We start from the raw sequence: 19,245 nt of genomic DNA, 5'->3' as shown, positions 1-19,245 counted from the left end.
TTTTTGACTTTATTAATGGAAGGAAGCTTAGCCTTACTATTAGAGCGTGTTTAAAAAGATGGCAATGGCTCCACACGCTACACGCCTCTAGGAGAACCCCACTCCTAGAGGCTCAAAACCTTGTAGCGGTTCCGCTCATTGCTTAGAGTCTGTTCAAAAAGGGAAAAACCACCCTTTTTGAACAGACTCTATTAGACAATTCTTTTACGAATTTGGGCACTTAAGAAATCAATGATCGTTACAACAACAATGATGACAAAAAGAATCATCCCGACTTCATCCCAGTTGCGATTCGCTGTGGCGATGGTGATTAATGTACCGATACCCCCGGCACCAATGATCCCTAGAATGGTTGATGCACGCACATCGATTTCGAAACGATAAATGGCGTAGGATAAAAATTCAGGTATGATTTGTGGAATAATTCCATATATCAATACTTGTAATTTATTGGCTCCATTGGCCTCAAGCGCTTCAACTACGTGCATATCAATGGATTCAATAACTTCACAATACAATTTACCAAGCATCCCAATGGATCCAATTGCTATGGCTAGAACCCCAGCAAAAGGTCTCGGGCCGATTGCGGCTACGAACATAAGTGCAAGTACTAGTTCTGGGAAGGCGCGGATAGCATCAAGGGCCCATTTTGAGACAGTGTTTAATGTTTTACTTTTTACCATATTACTTGCAGCGAAGAAACCAAAAGGAATGGCTAATATGGCAGCTAGTAATGTTCCTGTGTATGCCATTTGCAATGTTTCCCACATGAGCCCCATGATTTTCTGGAAAGCACCCCAATCAGGTGAGAATAGTTGAGGAATGACTCGTCCGAAGTTATCAATGGTTCGCTCACTAAATACTCTTGACCAGCGAATTTCGATCGTTGTAAATGTCCAAACATAAAGAGCGATAATAGCGATCGCAATAACGACATTTCTAATGATTTTAGCAACAGAGCGTTTCTTTTTTGGAGGCATTACTAATTCCATTATACAATTCTCTCCCTTATCTTATTGCTAATGTAATCAATGATGACAACAGCAACGAAGATGATGACAATGATCGTCATAACACGCGGATAGTTAAAAAAGCTAACTTGCTGTTGGAGTAAGAGCCCGATTCCACCAGCACCGACAAAACCTAGCACTAAAGAAGCCCGAACATTGACTTCAAACACATAAAGCCCAAATGAAACAAACTGCGGCAATACTTGTGGTAATACCGCATACCAAATGACTTGAATGGTGTTACCTCCTGAAGCGCGAATGGCATCTAATGGGTTCATATCAATCGATTCAATGGTTTCATACATAAGCTTTGCTAAAAGGCCGAGTGAGAAGATAAATAGTGCCATAATCCCAGGGAATACCCCAACCCCAAAAATTCCAACAAAAATAACAGCCAGAAGAATATCAGGAATGGTACGAAGTACGTTCATAATAAAGCGTACAGGTTGATGAATCCATGGACTTGGAAAAAGATTTGCAGCCGATAAAAGAAAGATCGGTACACTAACGATGGCTGCAATGGTGGTTGCAATGATGGCCATATGAATCGTTTCAGCTAACTTATCCCAAACTTGACTCGCGTAACTCCAGTTTGGGGGAAATAAGTCCGTAGCAATTCGGTGGAAGCCGCCCCACCCCCGAATAATATCCATAATAGATGATTGTGTAGCCCATGAGGTATATATGTAAGTTCCAACAATGGCTACGAAGATAATCGTAGTCCGGAGTTTGGCTTTAGACGAGACGATGCCTTTTACTTCTGGATTACTCATCGTCCTGCCCCCCTACAAGGTCATCCTCTCGAATTTTTCGACCGTAAATCTCTTCAAATGTTTTCTCAGAGACAGCACTAGCTGGTCCATCAAAGACTACTTCCCCTGCTCGCATTCCAATAATACGATCAGCATATTCCATAGCCATATCAATAAAGTGAAGGTTAACAATCGTTGTGATGTTATCTTCTTTATTTACCTTTTTTAAGTACGTCATGACTTGGTGAGAAGTTGGAGGATCGAGACTGGCAACAGGCTCATCCGCTAAAATAACTTTAGGTTGCTGAGTTAACACACGAGCAATCGCAACACGTTGTTGCTGCCCTCCGCTAAGTTGGTCGGCTCTCGCATACACTTTGTCAGCAATATTTACACGTTCTAAACTACGGTAGGCAAGGGAAACATCCTCTTTTGGAAAAAGGTTAAAGACACTTTTTAATGTACCACTATGACCGAGGCGTCCAGAAATAACATTTTTCATTACAGTTGAACGTTTAACAAGGTTGTAATTTTGAAAAATCATTCCGACTTCTGTACGAAGCTTACGAAGTTTTCGTTGGTTGTACGCTAAAATATTTTGATCGTCAATTAATAATTCGCCTTCTGTTGGAGTAACAAGGCGATTCATACTACGTATTAATGTTGATTTACCAGCTCCAGATAGCCCTACAATTACAACAAACTCTCCTTGATTAATTTTAAGATTTACGTTTTTTAGGCCCTGAGTACCATTCGGATAAACAAGTGACACATCTTTGAACTCTATCATTGTATTTCCTCATTTCTCTATGTAGTTAAATTTCTCCTCTTTCGCCCTCCGAAATTTGTAAGGGCAAAAGAGGAGGGGAGAAGATGTCTTCTCCCCAGCTCGTTTTCAACCGCTTTAGTAAGGAGCGATTTACTTTACATATTAGTCTAAAGAAACTTGATCAGAGAATTTCTCAGCCGTACTTCTAACAACGTCATAGTCACTGTCTGCTGCTGTATCGATTCCAGTCCAGTTGTATACTTCGTCCATAATTGTAATCATTTCTTCATCTTCGTTGAAAGAAAGGAATACCTCACGTAAACGCTCGATAAAGTCTGCAGGCAGGTTTGTATTAACAGAGATTGTATCATTAGGAATCTCAGCCGTGTAATCTAATACACGAAGGTCTTCCATAGCTTCTGGGTAATCTCCTTGAATGGCTGTACGTGCATCATCAAAAGTGGTTGCAACGTCTGCATCACCTTCAAGAACCATAACAAGTGCGTTATCATGTGATCCAGCTTGAATCATGTCAGAGAAATAATCTTCAACATTTTCAACACCATGATCATCCATTAATTGTGCAGCTGGGAATAAGTAGCCACTTGTTGAAGCAAGGTCAGGGAAAGCCCAGATCTTACCTTCTAAATCTTCTAAAGATTGGATATCTGAATCAGCACGAACTGTATATTGTGCTTTGTAAGTTGAACTACCGTGACGAATAGATTTAAGAACAGCTTCAACATTGTCATAACGTTGTGTGGCTAAAACATAACCAAAGGCAGGAATGAAACCAATGTGAACTTGATCATTCCCCATTGCTTCAACTAGTGCTGTGTAGTTTGTCATAACTTGCCCTCTAACAGGAACTCCTAATTCTTCAGAAAGACGGTCTGCAAGAGGCTCTACTGTGTCAGCAATTTTATCAGAATCTTGCGATGGGACAAACCCCATAATAATTTCAGATGGAAGTTCAGCTGTTGTTTCTGGAGCTTCTGTGTCTGCTCCAGTCCCAGCTGGCTCATCAGCTGCACCACATGCTACTAGAGCAAATGTAAGTGCAAGAACGAAAAGCATTGGTAAAAGTTTATTCATTTCTTTAAAACCCTCTTTTCTTCTTATGTATTTTTTATGATACAAATGTGAGTATGCACGAAGATTTTGGATAAATCTAGTGAACTCGTACATCCTTTACATAATATTAAAAATACACTATCGAAGTTTACAATTACAATACATTTGTTACATTTTCCTCCTAATTTATTTTTTTATGGAAGAAACAGGTTATGCTAGAATATAAAATATTGTCTTCATAGTGAAAGGAGAATTATCATTGTTAGCTTCTTATAAACTTGTTATTTTTGACTTAGATGGAACCTTATATGAGGGCACGGATCACTTTGATTATTATGCAGAGCAACTAAAAGATAAAGTGATAGATTCGAAGAAGGATGAATTTATGAACGAGTACGAACTCATGAAACAAGGAAAACACATCGTATCAATTGGTAAAGTGTATGATGTAGAACGTGACTTAGTTTTAACTATTGATCCTATGACGTTATTAGTGTCAAGTGCACATACGTGGGAGGGCAATGAATTAAGAGAAGATCAACGCAGCGAATTTTACAATGCTACTTTAGCGTTTAACTTTAAAGATATGATTGCTATTGGTGATGGTTGGTGGCTACCATTTGTAGCAGCCAAACATTTCGGAGTGAAAGATTGTTATCCTAGTTACTTAGCAACTAAGGAATATATGGTTACCGATCAATTTTCGCTTGAGCGACTACCTAAGTTGAAAGAGGGATTAGAAGAGTTACGTCAACAAACCCAACTTGTTTTAATGACCAATAGTGATCGAGAAGATGTTACTCGTCTGCTAAAAGAACTTCAACTAGATGGTGTATTTGATCATGTGGTGACATCTGCACAAAAACCTTCTCAAACGACACCATTATTTACTGAGCTTCTTAGACAGTATCAATTGGAGCCAAACCAGGTCGTTTCTGTTGGAGATAATTTCATTAATGAAATCGCTCCGGCCTTACTTCTTGGAATGAAAGGAATATACATAAACTCACACGGATTTAACATGAATCATCAGTCATTAACAGTGGTTCCGTCCGTAACAACATGTTTTAAATAAAAGTCTTTCCGATCGCTATTAAGATTTACATTTTTATTACGATATAATATAGGAGAGAGGTTGGATTCATTGGACCTAGAAGGTGATGTGAGTGATGGGCGACTTTGATATAGTAAGAAAACTCAAGAAGAGTGAGCAACAATACGAATCGCTCTTCTTTCACAGTTCGAATGCTATTTTTATCTTAAATTCAGCAGCGGAAATAAAAAAGGTTAATCCATTAGCTACTTTAGTGACTGGGTATAAGGAAGAGGATCTCCTCATGATGAAACTAGGTGATCTCGTTCATCAGAATGACGCACAAACTATGGATAAATGCTATGAAAAAGCATTAAAGGGGATTGCGTCTACCATTGAAATGGACATGTCCCATCCATCTTTAAATGAGCTAACGATAAAATTATTCCTGGTTCCCATTGAAATAGACAATGTGGTTGAGAGTGTTATGGCAATAGTCGAAAACATGACAGATGAACTTAAAATAAGCAAAATGGCGATGGAGGACGACCTTACCGGTTTACCTAACCGAAGGTGTTTAATGGAAAAACTATCGTCTTCACTGACTTATGCATTCGATCACAAAGAAAAACTTGCAGTCCTTTTTATAGACCTTGATCGATTTAAACTGGTCAATGATGCGTTAGGGCATTTGTTGGGTGACCAAGCTCTGATCAAAATAGCATCTAGGCTACAAAACGTTTTAGACGAATTAGATTTATTAGCAAGAGTTGGTGGCGATGAATTCGTCATTCTCATTCCGCACCTCAGCTCTGTGGAACAAGCAACCAACACAGCTAAGCAGTTGTTAGAAGAAATTCGAGACCCTTTAGTGATTGAGGGGTATGAATTCACATTAACAGCTAGCATAGGCATCTCTATCTATCCAGATAGTGGAACAGATACGGAATCATTAATGAAATCAGCAGATGCAGCAATGTATCGGGCTAAAGCAAATGGAAGTGATGCTTGTGAACTGTACAAAAGGGAAATGAGATATCAACTACATGAGAAATTTCATGTTGAGAACGATCTTCGTCGAGCGTTAGAAAGAGGCGAATTTTCTCTTTTCTTTCAACCACAATTTGATCTTTCGACAAATCAATATTGTGGTGAGGAAGTGTTGGTTAGATGGGATCATCCGGTTGAAGGTCTCATTAGTCCAAGTAAATTTCTCTCAATTGCGGAAGAATCGGGATTGATTGTTGCAATAGGTGAATGGGTGTTGAAAGAATCTTGCTTACAAAAAAAGAGGTTAATTGAGCAAGGTTTTCCTGAGGTACCGATGTCTGTAAATCTTTCACTAAAGCAGTTTTTGCAAAAAAATATTGTAGAAACGGTTAAGAACGCCTTACAAGAGTCCAAATTACCTCCCCATTTACTAGAATTAGAAGTGACAGAGAGTGTGACAATCGATATTGACCGGACAAAAGGGGTGTTACAACGTCTTTTATCACTAGGTGTTCATATTAGCTTAGATGACTTTGGGACTGGGTACAGTTCTCTCCAATATGTAAGTCAACTCTCGATCCAAGAATTGAAAATTGATCAAACGTTTGTACGTAATATAGGAAAGGAAAGGCAAAGTGAAGGAATCATCTCGATGATTATTAATCTTGCTCATTATTTAAATATCACTGTAATCGCTGAAGGTGTGGAGACAGAAGAACAACTTCTATTTTTGAAAGAACATCGTTGTAATAAGGTTCAAGGATATTATTATTCAAGACCATTAGCTCTTAAAGAGTATAAGGTTTTTCTTACTGATACCCTTCATTTATAACGAGATAACCAGGACAAAGAAACTATTTCAAATTTACTAATTGATCGACATATGTTCTAGAAAAATGTGCTATTATGAAAAAAAAGCTCTAAATGTCGTAATAGCTCTAATCAAGTAAAATTATGACAAAATATGAGTGCGCGAGGTGAATGAGATCTTGATAAACGCAGAGTATTTAGATGTTTTTCTTGATGAAAGTCAAGAACATCTTCAATCTATTAACGACAATCTATTAAAATTAGAACAAGCACCTGACGATTTATCAATTGTCGGAGAAGTGTTTCGGTCTGCTCATACCCTAAAAGGGATGGCAGCGACAATGGGTTTTGAAGACCTTGCTCATTTAACTCATAATATGGAAAATGTCTTAGATTTGATCCGGAATTCTAAACTCGAAGCGACTTCAGCGGTACTAGATGTTGTCTTTTTAGCTGTTGATGATTTAGAAGCGATGGTAACAGATATAGCAATGGGTGGCGAAGGGAAGCGAGATGTTTCTCATGTCGTTTCACAATTAGAATTAATTGAGAAAGGCGAGACTCCTAAGGCCGTTACGAAAGAAGAACTAGAAAAAATGGTTCAGCCTGTTCAGCCAAGTGAGAAATTAGAAGAAACATATGATGAATTCGAGCGGACCGTACTTGAGCAGTCGTTTGAACAAGGATATGGAGCTTACCAAATAAAAGTATCTCTTGATGAACGAGCTATGTTAAAAGCAGCTCGTGTGTTTATGGTATTCGATGTGTTAGAACAAGTAGGCGAGGTTATTAAATCAACCCCTTCTGCTGAGCACTTAGAAGAAGAGAAATTTGATCAAGACTTTCTTGTGACTGTCCTTTCTAAAGTAGAAGGAGAAGAAATCAAGCAGAGAATTTTAAAAGTTTCTGAGATTACTAATGTAGTGGTTCAGTCCATTGATGCTAAAATGCTTTCAACACTCGTGGAAGAGGAAGAAGTTATTCCAATAGTTGAAGAACCGATAAAAGCAGAGAAAAAAGAATTAGTACAAGCAGAAAAAAAGGAAGAAAAGCCAGCTAAACAAAAGGCAGAGATGAACAAAACCATTCGTGTGAACATAGAGCGATTGGATGTACTGATGAATCTCTTTGAAGAGCTCGTGATTGACCGTGGACGTTTAGAACAAATTGCTAGTGAGTTGCGCAACAATGAATTAAATGAAACGGTTGAACGTATGTCACGTATTTCAGGAGATTTACAGGAAATTATTTTAAATATGAGAATGATGCCAGTTGAACAGGTATTTAATCGCTTCCCAAGAATGGTAAGAAGTTTGTCTAAAGATTTAAATAAAAAAGTGAATTTGCAAATTGTTGGGGCTGAAACAGAGCTTGATCGAACGATTATTGATGAAATTGGAGACCCGCTCGTTCACTTGCTACGTAATTCGATTGACCATGGAATTGAAACTCCTGATAAGCGTGTAGCTGCTGGAAAGCCAGAAGAAGGAACTGTTATCCTTAAGGCTTATCATAGTGGAAACAATGTATTTATTGAGATAGAAGATGATGGTGCGGGAATTGATCGTGAGAAAGTGTTGAAAAAGGCTTTGACAAACGGAGTGGTTACAGAAGAAGAAGCTCAGAAGATGACGGATCAACAAGTATTTGCCTTATTGTTCTCTTCTGGTTTTAGTACGGCGGATAAGATAACTGATGTATCAGGTCGTGGAGTTGGCCTTGATGTTGTTAGAAATACGTTTGAGTCACTCGGTGGAGTCGTTACGGTTAACTCTATTCTTGGAAAAGGATCTACTTTTTCTATCCAGCTACCATTGACGCTGTCAATCATTGATGTCATGCTTGTTGAACTTCAAAATGAGAAGTTTGCTATTCCGTTATCCTCAATTGTCGAAACAGCAATTGTCAATAAAACGGATGTCTTTAGCGCACATAATCAAAAGGTCATTGACTTTAGAGGAAAAGTGGTCCCTCTTGTCTTTTTAAATGATATTTTTGAGGTTCCTAAAGAGCAGAGTGAGGAAGAATTCTACTCACTTGTGATTGTTCATAAGGGGGATAAAGTAGCTGGTCTAGTTGTTGATTCCTTAATTGGACAACATGATATTGTCCTTAAGTCGCTTGGGAATTACTTAAAAGAAGTCTTTGCTATTTCGGGTGCAACGATTCTTGGTAATGGACAGGTAGCTCTAATCGTTGATACGAATGCATTAATTAAGTAATTCAAGAGGAGGTCGGTTACATTGTCGACTATGAAACAAGAGTTGAAAGTCATTGTTTTTCAATTAAAAGACGAAGAATACGCAATTGAAGTTGATTATATTCAATCAATTGAAAGAATGCAGCATGTCACAAGAATTCCTCGTACCTATCCTTTTGTAACAGGTGTAATGAATTTACGTGGGGTGATTACACCTATTATTAACCTAAGAAAGAGATTTGGGATCGAGGAAAAGGAAATTGATGAGGCAACGCGTATTCTCGTTATTTCTAAAGATCAGCTAGAAATTGGTGTTATCGTCGATGGAGCTAATGATGTTATTGATATTCCCGTTGAGAAAATCGAGCCTCCTCCTGAAGTAATTGGTGGAGTTGAAGCAGATTACTTACGTGGTGTGGTAAAATTGGATAAACGTTTATTCACTTTACTTAATTTAGAAAAGGTTATACTAGAAGGTTAATATATACTATTGTTATGAGGTGATCCTAATGGCGTCAGTACTAATTGTTGACGATGCAGCATTTATGCGAATGATGATTAAAGATATTTTAACTAAAAATGGATTTGAAATTGCTGGTGAAGCCGCAAATGGAGCTGAAGCAGTACAAAAATTTAAGGAATTAAATCCTGATCTTGTAACGATGGATATTACAATGCCTGAGATGGATGGGATTCAAGCATTAAAAGAAATTAAGCAAGTAAATAGTGGAGCAAAAGTCATTATGTGTTCAGCAATGGGACAACAATCGATGGTTATTGATGCAATCCAGTCGGGCGCAAAAGATTTTATTGTGAAACCATTCCAAGCAGACCGGGTACTTGAAGCAATTAAAAAAGTATTAGGATAACAAAGATCCCTCATGATACCGTTAATTGGTGTTTTGAGGGATCTTTTGCTTTCTTGGTTTTATGTAAAAGGTTGCGTTAGTTAAATATAGAAGAAATTGAACAAAAAAACACATATTCTACATGGTGTAGTGGACATTAACATCAAGTGCTATAATAGTGGCGGTGAGATCAGTTAAGGGTTTTTCATGTGTTGATTTGAAGGGGAGTAGAAAAAATGGTGAAAAAGCAGTTTGCTGTCATTGGGCTTGGACGCTTTGGTAGCAGTGTTTGCAAAGAATTATATAAACTTGGACACCAAGTGTTAGCAATTGATTCTAAGGAAGAGAAAGTGAATGAAATGACTCGCCATTCCACCCATAGTGCAATTGCTAACGGTACGGATGAGAAAGCATTGCAATCTTTGGGTATTAGAAATTTTGATTATGTCATTGTAGCTATTGGTGATGATATACAATCAAGTATTTTATGCACCCTGTTGTTAAAAGAGTTTGGTGTAGAAAATGTTTGGGTTAAAGCACAAAATTATTACCATCAACGAGTGCTAGAAAAAATTGGGGCAGACCGCATTGTTCATCCTGAGCAAGATATGGGGATACGTATTGCTCAACATTTAACATCAGAAAAAATTGTTGATTATATTGAGCTTTCAGCTGATTATAGTATTGTTGAATTAATTGCAACAGACAAAGTTGCTAACAAATCTTTGATAGACTTAGACATTCGAGCGAAATACGGTTGTACAATTCTTGGAATTAAACGCGGAGAGGACATTAACATCGCTCCAACACCGACTGATCAAATTGAACGTAGCGATATTTTAATCGTAATTGGTCATAAAAATGATTTGAAACGTTTTGAAGATGAGGGTATGTAGACCAAACGAATACTTGATCATCCTAGGTGAGGAATACTGACCTAGGATTTTTGTGGTTACCTTGTACTCTTGATGGGCAGCTTTCCTATGTTTTGATATACTTATAAAAAAACGTATGAGATAGACTGGAGAGATCGAATTGGATCGAAGCATTAACGAAAAATTAGATACATTTTCCATAGAAATAATTGATTATTTAATAAATATGGAAGGGATTTCGCTTAAGGAATTATTGGAGGAAGAAGAAACAATGAATCGTTTCATCACTAGTAGAACGAATTGTTTTAATTGCAACGACATGAGAGTAGGTGGCGCTAACGCAATGAAGTGGTTTGGTAACTTTATATCAGCTCACTTATACTTACTTTCTATTGAAAACAAATGGATTCACTATCATGACGTTAGCATAAAAGAAAAAGGGAAAGGCGCAGCTATTCTTTTACTTCAACCTCATTTAGAAGAAGTACCTGAGCGGGGGAAAGAGGCGTTTGTAAAAAGCAAGCTCTCAGACTTATTTACTTTTTTGCTTCCTCTCGTTCAAGAAGTGGCAAAGGCATCTAAATTGTCGCTACAGCAAACATGGGGATTAGTAGCTAATTCTTACTACAACCATCTATACCAATGGTTAGAAACAAGTAAAGATAAAGAAAAGATCGAATGTGATGTAAAGCAATTACGAACATTAGATTCAACGTTATTTGGTTTGAAACGTAACCCATTTGATGTGAGTTTTCGTTATGTAGATAGTTGGTGGGAGCCTGTTGAATTAGTTCGTGTTAAACCAGCTTGTTGCATGAGCTACCTTAAAGCGGAAGGACATTATTGTTTTTCGTGTCCGAAACTGACAAATGAGGAACGTTTTGAAAGAGGAGAAAAGTTAAGAGCAGAAAACACTTAATCTGTGCTTTTGATCATTAAAATGATGGTAGCTAACAAGGAATATTGGTGAAATTCTCTAAGATAAGTTTAATTAAACCCTGGGTTGATGAAAAGGGCATCATTGATAATGTGAATGAAACCTATGAACGGAATGTTGGGGTGAGTCGTATTGACTTGTTAGGGATATCGATCTTGGTTTGTATACGAGCGAATATGCAAAAGATTCGTTAAAGCAGGCATGGACAGTCTTGAAAAAAGGGAACCGTTGGGACGGGCATCAGGATAGCCAAAAAATCATTGAAAGCTTACGGATATGTTTGAAACTTCTGTCAAATGGGTAACTTAAAAATAGCTAAGTTAATAGGAGGGATACATATGATAAATGATTTTGCAATGAACCCTAGTGTTACGAGACAGTTAAAAGTAATCAGAAGTTTACAAGCTCGATCGGAAGATACAGTGCAGTCGCTCTATGCGCAGGCTGTTCTTGAGTATTCTCTCTACCATTATAATAAAAACATGTTATATAACGTAATTGATGAGGCTTTGACTAAAAGAGATAAAGAGTTATTCGAAAAATCAGTTATTGAATATAATCAACTGATTGAATCACATCGTGAAGGAAAGACTGTAAGTGAAAATGGATTTGAGCTGTATTTACATTTTGAGTAACTAGGAAATGGAAGAGAGGGACTCAATTTCAAAAGTTCTTGATTCTAGCTTCTTAGAAAATGTTTTAATTCTATTAACTAGGGAATAGAAGAGCAACGAAATACAAAATGGGGTGAATAAAATGTGGACACTGCTTATTATTTTGTTTATTTTATGGTTGCTTGGATTTAGCTTTGAAATTGCAGGTAATCTAATTCATTTACTCTTGGTTATAGCACTGGTCGTATTAATTATCAGACTGGTAACGGGAAGAAAAGTATAGCTTTATAAAAACAAGTTGCTTTAAACGGAGCAGCTTGTTTTTTTTGAAGTAATAGGCTATATAACCAGTTAACAGAAGAAAAGACCGGCTTCGAAATGTAACCGTTTTCAAAAATCGATTGACAATACTTTTAAATTTTCGTACAATTTAAACAGACTAACTAGTCGGTAGAATCGCCGGTTTATTGAAGCGAGAGGTGGTGGGAAGTTGAAAATGAAGAAAAAACCAACAAAGGAACGGATTATTGAAACCGCTTTACTTCTTTTTGAAGAATTTGGGTTTCATGCTGTAACCGTTGACCGAATTGTAAAAGAAAGCGGGACATCAAAAGGTGGCTTCTATCATAATTTCAAATCAAAAGATGAACTCCTATATACGGTTCATGATTCTTTTATTACATATATCCTTGATAAAGCAGAAGATGCCTATAATCGTTACTCAACCCCCGCGGAACGTTTATATGAAACTGTTAGATCATTTGTCATGATGTTTGAAATGTATCGTCCTCACGTAACCGTTTTTTATCAGGAATCTATTTATCTAAGTGAAGAGTATTTTAACACGATGAAAAAGAAACGGGATCGCTATAAAAAAATGATGTTTCGTGTTGTTGCCGAAGGCATTGAGTGTGGAGAATTTAGAAAAGAAATTCCTATACCCATTACCTCAATGGCCATATTCGGTATGACGAATTGGACGTATAAATGGTATAAGGAAAATGGAAAATACTCCATTGAAGAAATTGCTAATATTTATGCCGACATAGTTATGAATGCGGTATTGACTAAAGAAGCAAGTATGAAGCCAGAATATAAGCGTTTTTTTCTTGCAGAAACAATAGAGTTGTAAGGGGGATCACGGGATGGATATGATGGACCATATAAATGAGATGGAGGACCGTTTGGAAAAAGTAAAACAAGGTGGTGGGTATAAGCGTATCGAAGCTCAACATAATAGAGGAAAATTAACTGCTAGAGAGCGAATTCAATTATTAGTCGATGATGATACGTTTGTCGAATTAAATCCATTTATTGAATATCGAGGGTCTGATTTTCAAGCGTCTGAAGCTCCTGGAGAAGGAGTAGTGACAGGCTATGGGAAAATTAACGGAAGGCTTATTTTTCTTTTTGCACAGGATTTCACTGTTTTTGGTGGTGCGCTCGGAGAAATGCACGCGTTAAAAATAGCAAAGGTAATGGATTTGGCAGCCGAAAATGGAGCTCCAATTATTGGATTAAATGATTCCGGTGGAGCCCGAATTCAAGAAGGTGTGTTGTCACTAGACGGCTATGGCCACATTTTTTACCGTAATTCTATATACTCAGGTGTCATTCCTCAAATCTCCGTTATATTGGGCCCTTGTGCAGGAGGTGCCGTCTATTCACCGGCAATTACCGATTTTGTGTTCATGGTCGAACAAACGAGCCAAATGTTTATCACTGGGCCAAAAGTAATCGAGACTGTAACGGGGGCAAAAATCAACTCCGAAGATTTAGGGGGCGCAAAAGTTCACTCAAGCAAAAGTGGAAATGCGCATTTTACTGGAACAACAGAGGAAGAAGTTTTAACCGAAGTAAGAAGGTTAATTGAATTCTTACCATCCAATTTTGAAGAACGAGCGAAATATAAAGAACCGATTAATAAACGTCCAGTTTTAGAGAGAGTGCAAGAGTTGATGGATGTGGTCCCAGTCGATGGAACGAAAGTCTATGATGTTCGTAAAGTAATTAAGTTAATTATAGATGATGAAGAATTTATGGAAGTGCAACCATCATTCGCAAAGAACATCGTAGTGGGCTTTGGACGAATAGAAGGGGAGACGGTCGGAATTGTAGCCAATAACCCTAAAATGATGGCAGGTGGCCTTGATATTAATTCGTCAGATAAATGCTCAAGGTTTATACGTTTTTGTGATTGTTTTAATATTCCCCTTATTACCTTTGAAGATGTAAGCGGATTTATACCAGGAGTCCAGCAAGAGCATGGGGGAATTATCCGACATGGAGCTAAAATTCTTTATGCATACTCTGAGGCAACGGTTCCGAAAATAACTGTTATTTTAAGAAAAGCATTTGGAGGAGCGTATGTAGCACTTAACAGTAAAGCAATCGGGGCAGACTTGGTTTTTGCGTGGCCAAACTCTGAAATTGCCGTTATGGGACCCGAAGGAGCTGCGACGATCATTTTTGCAAAAGAAATAAAAGAAAGTGCTGACCCAGAACTAACAAGACAACGAAAAATAGAAGAATACAGACAAAAATTTGCCAACCCTTATGTTGCAGCTGCAAATGGCATGGTTGATGATGTCATCGACCCACGCGATACGAGAAAAAGCCTTGCGCAAGGCTTAGAAATGTTACGCAACAAAAAGAAACAACTCCCGAAAAAAAAGCACGGAAACATCCCACTTTAAAGCTTGAACAGAAAAGGTCGAACTTTACCTTTTCTGTTCAAGCGATGCATTGAGCGGAACCGCTGCCATGTTTTAAGCCTAGGATGAGCGACCAACTCATCCTAGGCGCGCAGGGAGTGGAGACAATGCAAAGGGTCGTCCTAGAAAAGGACGTAGTTACCTATTAATTATAGTAATACTTTGGTTTGAGGGATGGTTTCGCCCTTTGTTTCAATTCTGAGTGAGCGCTCAGAATTGTGTTTTTAAAAATATGCAGGAAGGAAGTGAGCGGTAAATCCTAAGAAGGATCCGCAGACTCATGGAGAAAAAACGTGAAATAACTTTTAATGAATTTCCTATTCCGACATATGAACAGTGGAGAACCACGACTGAAAAAGCATTAAAAGGTCGGTCATTTGAAACGTTAATGACGACATTACTTGATGATATTATTTTAGAACCGATGTACCAACAAAAAGATCTTGACGATTGTTCAACTCTAGTTAATGAACCGGGAGTTTTTCCTTTCGTTAGAGGAAATCAAAATGGACCTAAAGCTTGGAAGATTAGCCAAGAGCTTGAAGCAGCAACACCTAAGCTATTAAATGAAACGCTAAGATATGATTTAGCTAGAGGTCAGAACGTGATTCATCTAGTGTTATCTAACGAAATGAAAAACGGTAAAAAACCAATTGTAAGTGAAAAAGAGATTGGAACCCCTTTATTTGATTTTGATGATTTGAAACAGACCTTAGAAGGAATAGACGTGTCAGAACAGTCTATTTATGTGGATGCAGGTATAGTTAGCCTTCCTCTCCTTGCAGCTTTTCAATTAATTTCAGATCAATTAGAGGGGACAATCGCTTCTGATCCTATTCATCAGCTAGCAACTGAGGGAGAACTAACGTATTCTCTAACAGCTAGTTTTGATCATATGAAATCAGCTGTAGAGTGGGCTAAACTAAAACATGAAAACCTACGTACGGTTTTAGTTCAGACTCATATCTATCATAATGGGGGAGTTAGTGCTGCTAAGGAACTCGCCATTGCTCTTTCAACGGGTGTGAGGTATGTGAGTGAATTAATGGAGCGGGGAGTTTCAGCAGATGATGCTGGAAAAGCGATGACCTTTTCCTTTTCCATTGGCAGTGATTTCTTTAGCGAATTGGCGAAAATACGGACGGCACGTTTACTTTGGGCAACCATTATGAAGGAGTTCGGAGCTGAGGCAGAAGCTCAGAAAATGAGGATTCATGCTCGTACTTCTGCTTTTACTAAATCTAGGCAGGATCCTTACGTAAATTTACTTAGAGGGACAAGTGAAGCTTTCGCAGCAGCAGTAGCTGGGGTTGATAGTTTACACGTTAGTCCTCTTGATGAGGCGATCCAAAGATCCTCTGCTTTCTCGAGACGTATTGCTAGAAATACGTCGTTAATTCTCCAAGAAGAAGCGTATGTAGGCGTTACGGCAGATCCTGCAGGGGGATCGTGGTATGTTGAACACTTAACAGAGCAATTAGCGAAAGAAGCATGGAAAGCTTTTTTGCAAATCGAACAATCAGGTGGAATCATAGAGTCACTAAAGTCGAAGCTCATTCAAACATGGGTGGATCAAACATGGGAGAAACGAAAAGCAGACGTTGAGAGCAGGAAGCAGACGGTTTTAGGCAGTAATCGATATGTAGATGTTGCTGAAAAGCTGCCTCCAAAATCGGAAATCGATGAAGTGGAATGGAACAACTTTGCGAGAAAATTAGATAAGAACGTGGTAATGAAAGGTGTAGAACGACCAAAGACCCTTAAGGAAATGGAAGATTTGCTGCTTGAAAATAGACCTTTCCATCTTCTCCATAATCTTTTACAAGAGGGAATTCCGGAAAGGGGCGTAGCGCGTCTTACATCAAGGAGACTAGCAGAACCATTCGAAAAGCTCAGAAATAAAATGAGCAAAATCGAAGAAAAGCTCGGCAAACGTCCAACGGCATTACTAATTGGACTGGATACACTTGCTGAGCATAAGCCTCGTGTTGATTTTTCAAGTGAATTTTTTCAGAGTGCGGGGTTTGATATTAAACGCTCTGTTCCTGTGAAAGATGTGAATGGAGCCGTTGAGGCAGCAAAAGATTCATCCCTAATTGTGGTTTGTGGAAGTGATGTCAGCTATCATGCGCAAGCTCTTGCAATCGTGCAAGCGATTACGAGCGATCACGACTGTTTCATCTATCTAGCTGGGCGACCGAGTGAGGAATTAAGGAAAGACTTAATGAATTCCGGTTTACACGGCATTATACATGTTAAATCGAACGCCTATCATGTTTTAGATGAATTGCTAGAAGAGATAGGGGGTTCATTATAATGAAAAAAGTGCCAAACTTTCAAGAAATGCCTTTTCCATCTTTTTTTAAAATGAAGGAAACAACTCCGACTCGTAAAGAAAGCACAAGTTTCCAAACGATGGAACAAATACCGATAAAGCCGGTTTATACAAAAGAAGATATAGAAGGGTTTCGTCATCTGGATTATGTGGCTGGAATTGCGCCGTTTTTCCGGGGACCTTATCCAGCGATGTATAAAGCTCGCCCTTGGACGGTTAGGCAGTATGCTGGATTCTCAACGGCAGAAGAAAGCAATGCGTTTTACCGAAGGAATTTAGAAGCTGGTCAAAAAGGACTTTCTATTGCTTTTGATTTAGCGACTCATCGAGGTTATGATTCGGATCACCCTCGTGTAGTCGGCGATGTCGGAAAAGCAGGAGTCGCAGTTGATTCTATCCTAGATATGAATATCTTATTTGATGGCATTCCTCTAGATCAGATGTCTGTGTCTATGACGATGAATGGTGCGGTTTTACCAATCATGGCTTTTTATATCGTTGCGGCTGAGGAACAAGGAGTGTCTCCTGAGAAATTAACAGGAACCATTCAGAATGATATTTTAAAAGAATACATGGTTCGAAATACGTATATTTATCCGCCAGAGCCATCGATGAAGGTGATTGCTGATATTTTTGAATATACATCTAAATACATGCCAAAGTTTAATAGTATTAGCATTTCTGGTTATCACATGCAGGAAGCTGGAGCGACAGCCGATATTGAGTTAGCCTATACACTTGCAGACGGGCTTGAATATGTACGTACAGGGATTAAAGCAGGATTGGATATTGATCAATTTGCTCCAAGATTATCGTTCTTTTGGGCAGTTGGAATGAATTACTATATGGAAGTCGCTAAGATGAGGGCGGGCAGATTGATATGGGCTAAACTAATGAAGCCATTTAACCCGAAAAATGAAAAGTCTCTAGCGCTTCGTACGCACTCTCAAACGTCAGGCTGGAGTTTAACAGAACAAGATCCTTATAATAATGTCGTTCGAACGTGTATGGAAGCTATGGCGGCCGCTTTAGGGCATACACAATCGCTTCATACAAATGCACTGGATGAAGCGATTGCATTGCCAACAGACTTCTCAGCTAGAATTGCAAGAAATACGCAGCTTTATTTACAAGAGGAGACTGGTATTACGAATGTACTTGATCCTTGGGGCGGCTCCTATTATGTCGAGTCGTTAACGCAAGAACTCTTACAAAAAGCTTGGGCTCACATTGAAGAGATTGAAGAATTAGGTGGAATGGCTAAGGCGATTGAAACGGGATTACCGAAGATGAGGATTGAGGAAGCGGCAGCGAGAAGGCAGGCACTAATTGACTCAAAGAAAGAAACGATTATTGGTGTGAATAAATACCGTTTAGACCAAGAAGAAGAACTGGATATCTTAAATATTGATAACACAGCTGTTAGAGAATCACAGCTACGAAGATTAAAAATGTTACGTAAAAATCGAGACGAACAGAAGGTTCAAAAAACGCTTGAGGCTTTAACAAAAGCTGCAGAAACGAAAACCGGCAACTTGTTGGAGTTGGCTGTTGAAGCAGCTCGAGCTCGAGCTAGTCTTGGTGAAATTTCGATGGCGTACGAAAAAATCGTAGGTCGTCATAAAGCTGTTATTCGCTCAATAAGTGGTGTGTATCGTTCAGAATTTGGAGAGAAGGAAGAGATGAAAGAAATTCGTCAATTAACCGACCGATTTGCTGAAAATGAAGGAAGACGTCCGCGAATTATGATTGCAAAGATGGGGCAGGATGGACATGATCGGGGCGCAAAAGTCATTTCAACTGCTTTTGCCGATATGGGATTTGATGTCGATATTGGTCCTCTATTCCAAACACCAGAAGAAGCTGCATTACAAGCTGTTGAAAATGATGTTCATATATTAGGGATGAGTTCATTGGCTGCTGGACATAAAACACTCCTGCCACAAGTCGTTGAGGAATTAAGAAAGCTTGGGAGAGAAGACATTCTCGTCATTATCGGTGGTGTCATTCCTGCACAAGATTATCAATTTTTGAAGGATAAAGGGGCAGCGGCTATTTTTGGTCCAGGTACAGTCATTCCAACTGCTGCTGAGCAAATAGTGAAAGAACTAAACAAGCGACTAGGTTATGAAGAATAGTTGTAAAAATAAGTAGAAAAGAGGAAGAGTATGTCTGCTTCCTCTTTTTATGTTGAAGGTAGATGCAAGAATGCTTAAGAGCAACCAATAGTGCTTGAGAATCCGTTATAATAAATGGGAATGAAGATGTCAGGGGAATAAGAAAG

Annotated in this window: 17 protein-coding genes; 13 read left to right on the top strand and 4 right to left on the bottom strand. The window is 38.5% G+C overall.

Annotated elements, in window-relative coordinates; translation table 11 throughout:
- Positions 1-191: 191 nt before the first annotated feature.
- The 4 genes from phnE (PQ474_RS11325) to PQ474_RS11310 form a co-directional block, all read right to left on the bottom strand.
- Positions 192-992 (bottom strand): phosphonate ABC transporter, permease protein PhnE, encoded by an 801-nt coding sequence (phnE, locus tag PQ474_RS11325; protein ID WP_273843156.1) that lies wholly within the window; start codon positions 990-992, stop codon positions 192-194.
- Positions 992-1,783 carry a phosphonate ABC transporter, permease protein PhnE gene (gene phnE / locus PQ474_RS11320; RefSeq protein WP_273843153.1) on the bottom strand — a complete coding sequence of 264 codons (792 nt, stop codon included), beginning with the start codon at positions 1,781-1,783 and terminating at the stop codon, positions 992-994. Before phnE (PQ474_RS11320) ends, phnE (PQ474_RS11325) begins: the two co-directional genes overlap by 1 nt.
- Positions 1,776-2,552 carry a phosphonate ABC transporter ATP-binding protein gene (gene phnC / locus PQ474_RS11315; protein ID WP_273843151.1) on the bottom strand — a complete coding sequence of 259 codons (777 nt, stop codon included), beginning with the start codon at positions 2,550-2,552 and terminating at the stop codon, positions 1,776-1,778. Before phnC ends, phnE (PQ474_RS11320) begins: the two co-directional genes overlap by 8 nt.
- 141 nt (positions 2,553-2,693) lie before the next feature.
- Entirely contained in the window at positions 2,694-3,626 is a 933-nt protein-coding gene (locus PQ474_RS11310) for a phosphate/phosphite/phosphonate ABC transporter substrate-binding protein (protein WP_273843149.1), read from the bottom strand.
- A 238-nt stretch (positions 3,627-3,864) separates the two neighbouring features.
- Between PQ474_RS11310 and PQ474_RS11305 the strand changes: the two genes are divergently transcribed.
- From PQ474_RS11305 to scpA, 13 genes are all read left to right on the top strand, one after another.
- Complete coding sequence (locus PQ474_RS11305) at positions 3,865-4,680, top strand: HAD family hydrolase (protein ID WP_273843146.1); 816 nt, start codon at positions 3,865-3,867, stop codon at positions 4,678-4,680.
- Positions 4,681-4,774: 94 nt separating this feature from the next.
- Positions 4,775-6,460: a sensor domain-containing protein gene (locus PQ474_RS11300; protein WP_273843144.1), complete on the top strand. Its 1,686-nt coding sequence runs from the start codon at positions 4,775-4,777 to the stop codon at positions 6,458-6,460.
- Positions 6,461-6,617: 157 nt separating this feature from the next.
- Entirely contained in the window at positions 6,618-8,660 is a 2,043-nt protein-coding gene (locus PQ474_RS11295) for a chemotaxis protein CheA (protein ID WP_273843142.1), read from the top strand.
- A 30-nt stretch (positions 8,661-8,690) separates the two neighbouring features.
- Positions 8,691-9,119, top strand: coding sequence for a chemotaxis protein CheW (locus PQ474_RS11290; protein ID WP_273843587.1), 429 nt, complete (start codon positions 8,691-8,693; stop codon positions 9,117-9,119).
- A 28-nt stretch (positions 9,120-9,147) separates the two neighbouring features.
- Positions 9,148-9,507, top strand: a complete 360-nt coding sequence (locus tag PQ474_RS11285; protein ID WP_273843140.1) for a response regulator — start codon at positions 9,148-9,150, stop codon at positions 9,505-9,507.
- A gap of 215 nt (positions 9,508-9,722) precedes the next feature.
- On the top strand, positions 9,723-10,382 hold the full coding sequence (locus PQ474_RS11280) for a potassium channel family protein (RefSeq protein WP_273843138.1): 660 nt from the start codon (positions 9,723-9,725) through the stop codon (positions 10,380-10,382).
- Between the two features lie 139 nt (positions 10,383-10,521).
- Positions 10,522-11,280 carry a hypothetical protein gene (locus PQ474_RS11275; protein WP_273843135.1) on the top strand — a complete coding sequence of 253 codons (759 nt, stop codon included), beginning with the start codon at positions 10,522-10,524 and terminating at the stop codon, positions 11,278-11,280.
- Between the two features lie 356 nt (positions 11,281-11,636).
- Positions 11,637-11,933, top strand: a complete 297-nt coding sequence (locus tag PQ474_RS11270; RefSeq protein ID WP_273843132.1) for an IDEAL domain-containing protein — start codon at positions 11,637-11,639, stop codon at positions 11,931-11,933.
- 121 nt (positions 11,934-12,054) lie between these two features.
- Positions 12,055-12,195: a lmo0937 family membrane protein gene (locus PQ474_RS11265; protein WP_273843130.1), complete on the top strand. Its 141-nt coding sequence runs from the start codon at positions 12,055-12,057 to the stop codon at positions 12,193-12,195.
- A gap of 213 nt (positions 12,196-12,408) precedes the next feature.
- A complete protein-coding gene (locus PQ474_RS11260) occupies positions 12,409-13,044 on the top strand; it encodes a TetR/AcrR family transcriptional regulator (protein WP_273843585.1) in 636 nt (211 codons plus the stop codon).
- Positions 13,045-13,057: 13 nt separating this feature from the next.
- A complete protein-coding gene (locus PQ474_RS11255; RefSeq protein WP_273843126.1) occupies positions 13,058-14,608 on the top strand; it encodes an acyl-CoA carboxylase subunit beta in 1,551 nt (516 codons plus the stop codon).
- A 298-nt stretch (positions 14,609-14,906) separates the two neighbouring features.
- Complete coding sequence (locus PQ474_RS11250; protein ID WP_273843123.1) at positions 14,907-16,943, top strand: methylmalonyl-CoA mutase family protein; 2,037 nt, start codon at positions 14,907-14,909, stop codon at positions 16,941-16,943.
- Entirely contained in the window at positions 16,943-19,099 is a 2,157-nt protein-coding gene (gene scpA, locus PQ474_RS11245; protein WP_273843121.1) for a methylmalonyl-CoA mutase, read from the top strand. Before PQ474_RS11250 ends, scpA begins: the two co-directional genes overlap by 1 nt.
- Positions 19,100-19,245 lie beyond the last annotated feature (146 nt).

Origin of the sequence: Halalkalibacter alkalisediminis (genome assembly GCF_028610705.1) — a bacterium.
Classification (GTDB): domain Bacteria; phylum Bacillota; class Bacilli; order Bacillales; family Bacillaceae_D; genus Halalkalibacter; species Halalkalibacter alkalisediminis.
Note: the sequence above shows the minus strand (reverse complement) of the source record. Positions and strands in the feature narration are given on the sequence as shown.